The sequence below is a fragment of the Nocardia carnea genome, assembly GCF_029868325.1.
In the GTDB taxonomy this organism is placed as follows: Bacteria; Actinomycetota; Actinomycetes; order Mycobacteriales; family Mycobacteriaceae; genus Nocardia; species Nocardia carnea_C.
The window spans coordinates 1-2,787 of sequence record NZ_JARWNW010000022.1; the positions used below are offsets into that span (position 1 = coordinate 1).

General features: G+C 65.8%; 2 protein-coding genes. One reads left to right on the forward strand and one right to left on the reverse strand.

Translation table 11 applies throughout. The features are described from left to right. Positions 1-199: 199 nt before the first annotated feature. Positions 200-1,390: a DUF885 domain-containing protein gene (locus QH196_RS00655; RefSeq protein ID WP_280413788.1), complete on the reverse strand. Its 1,191-nt coding sequence runs from the start codon at positions 1,388-1,390 to the stop codon at positions 200-202. A 266-nt stretch (positions 1,391-1,656) separates the two neighbouring features. On the opposite strand from QH196_RS00655, the gene coaA reads away from it, so the two are divergent. Continuing rightward, entirely contained in the window at positions 1,657-2,589 is a 933-nt protein-coding gene (coaA, locus tag QH196_RS00660; protein WP_280413789.1) for a type I pantothenate kinase, read from the forward strand. The last annotated feature ends 198 nt before the right edge of the window (positions 2,590-2,787 follow it).

Below are 2,787 nucleotides of genomic sequence, written 5' to 3' on the forward strand. Positions count from 1 at the left end.
CGGTATATTGGTGCAGGCGCCGGGTCGGGAGGGGGGGGGCCCTTGGAGGCCCGGTTCTTCACTCCTCCGCTCCTCCGCTTCGCTCCCCCGCTCCGTCGCTCCAGAACCGGGCGGGCCCCACCCCCGGAGTAGTGAACCGTCCGGGGAGGTGTAGTGCACGGACTCGGTTCCCGGGGCGTGAACCGAGTCGCCGGCCGGGTCAGCGCAAGGACGATGGGATAAGGGGTTCGTCCAGTAGGCGGCGGAACCGGTCGGCGCGGTCGTCCGCATCGGCGGCGCGGTCCAGCCAGCCGCCGAGCAGTTTGTAGCCCTCCACGTACGTGCTGATGTAGGCGCGCCACAGCGGGGACGACAGGAAGCGCAGGGATTGGCGGGCGCGGTCGGGGTTGGTCAGCGACCAGCGTTCCAGGAAGCCGGCCACCTCGTCGGCATCCTTGCCCTGATCGTGCAGCATGAGCGCCGCGTCCTGGCGGACACCGAGCAGCTGCGCCGAGGCCTCGGACAGGCGTTCGGCGCGTTCACCGTCGAACCGCAGGCCCAGGTCCGCGTAGATCTCCTGCGCCCATTTCCCCCAGCCCGGGCCGATGATCGAGCGCAGCGCCAGATCGGCGAGACCCTCGGCCATCAGGCACTGCGGCGTGTTCACCAGGAAAATGGTCTGTTCGCCGTGGCCGGCGGCCACCAGCCCGGCTTCCTTGCGGCAGTGCTCGGTGTGATGACCCGGGTACGCCTCGTGGGCGATGAGCTTGGGCAGTACCGCCATGTGCTGGCGCAGATCGGAGTTGATCGCGACCGTCGAGCGGTAGTTACCCAGGTAGTAGTTGAACCCGGACCACGGCTTATCGCCCACCACCTCGTAGGTGACGTGTTCGTGATCGGGTAGCGGGTACCGCGCCCGCACGAGCTCGCGCAGCGCCCCGGAGAACGCGTGCACACAGTCTTCGAGCCGGTCCGGTGGGATCTCGTCGGCCTTGCGGTGGGCGGCCATCCGTTCGGCGAGCGGTCCCTCTCCCTCCAGCACTTCGTCGATCTTCTGGTGTGCCTCCCGGTATTCGGCCGGATCGCCGGGGGCGATATCCACATCGAAGTACCTGCTGACCTCGTCCACGAAGCCGATCTCTTCGCCGGCGAACTTGCGCGCGGAACACTCCAGCGCCCGCAGGTGCGCGTCGAGGAACGCGGTGCGTTGCGGCCCCAGCCCGGCGGCCGGTAGTTCGGCGCGCAGCCGCGTGGCGGTAATGGCCAGCTCACGGGGTTCGGGCCGGGGCCCGTTCTCGATATCACGCCGCCACTGAGGGGCGCCGGTGTAGGCGTCGACGAATCCCTCTTCGAGCCGGTCGAATGCCAATCCGAGCCGCAGGTATTCCGTTACCACAGGATGGGCTTGCATCCATCCGACGATAGCCGCGAATTCGGGCTCTCGCGGTCCGGCCCGGCGCATACCTCCTCACCTGTCCGAATGACCCCGGTGTGCTGTGGTTATACCGACTCGTAATGGACCCCCTCGTCGGTCCGCCCGTGCCCGAGGGGCAGAATTCAGCCATGAGGGCACAGCCAGAGCGCCGGACCGACCGCACCAGAGGTCACCGAGAGCACGGCATCTCACAGGTACGGCACCGTGAATACGAGTGTCCGGCAGAGTGGAGCGCTGAGTAGATGGCCAAGGCGAGCGAGCCCAGTCCGTATGTGGAATTCGATCGGAAGCAGTGGCGCGAACTGCGCAAATCGACTCCGCTGGTGCTCACCGAAGAAGAACTGATCGGGCTGCGGGGCCTGGGCGAGCAGATCGACCTGGAAGAGGTCGCGGAGGTCTATCTGCCGCTCGCGCGACTCATCCACCTGCAGGTCGCCGCGAAACAACGGCTGTTCGCCGCCACCGCCACCTTCCTCGGCGAAGCGCATCCCGATAAACAGGTGCCGTTCGTGATCGGGGTCGCCGGTAGTGTCGCCGTCGGGAAATCCACCACCGCTCGTGTTCTGCAGGCGCTGCTGGCCCGCTGGGACCACCATCCGCGGGTCGATCTGGTGACCACCGACGGATTCCTCTATCCCACGGCCGAACTCACCCGCCGCGGCGTCATGCATCGCAAAGGTTTCCCGGAAAGCTATGACCGGCGCAAACTGCTGCGTTTCGTCACCGAGGTGAAATCGGGCGCCGAAGAGGTATGCGCACCGGTGTATTCACATATTTCCTACGATATCGTTCCCGGCGAATTCCATTGTGTCCGCCAGCCCGACATCCTGATCGTCGAGGGCCTGAACGTCCTGCAAACCGGCCCGCGCCTGATGGTTTCGGATCTGTTCGATTTCTCGATCTACGTGGACGCCCGGATCGAGGATATCGAAGCCTGGTACGTGCGCCGATTCCTGAGCCTGCGCGCCACCGGATTCGCCGATCCCAAGGCCCATTTCCACCATTACGCGAGACTCACCGATTCCGAGGCGACCGCAGCCGCCACGGATATCTGGAATTCCACCAACCGTCCGAACCTGGTGGACAACATCCTGCCCACCCGTCCCCGGGCAACCCTGGTCCTGCGTAAGGATTCCGACCACAGCATCAACCGCCTACGCCTACGAAAGCTGTGAAACGCGCCGCCCGACAACCAGTGGCCTCCCCGTGCCAACGACCCCAACGCCGACACCATCCGAACGTAACCAGCAGCGGCGCCGAGTCTTACGAGGCCCTGAAAGGTTTCGGCCCGTCCCAGTTGTACGTGCTCGATGCAAATCGGCGCAGCCGCGAGCACCCAGTGCGGACAACAAGGACCAAAGGGGGCCCAAAAC

What these genes read in the sequence shown, in the direction of transcription:
- QH196_RS00655 (WP_280413788.1), bottom strand. Translation starts at nt 1,390, where the DNA reads ATGCAAGCCCATCCTGTGGTAACGGAATACCTGCGGCTCGGATTGGCA.
- coaA (WP_280413789.1), top strand. Translation starts at nt 1,657, where the DNA reads ATGGCCAAGGCGAGCGAGCCCAGTCCGTATGTGGAATTCGATCGGAAG.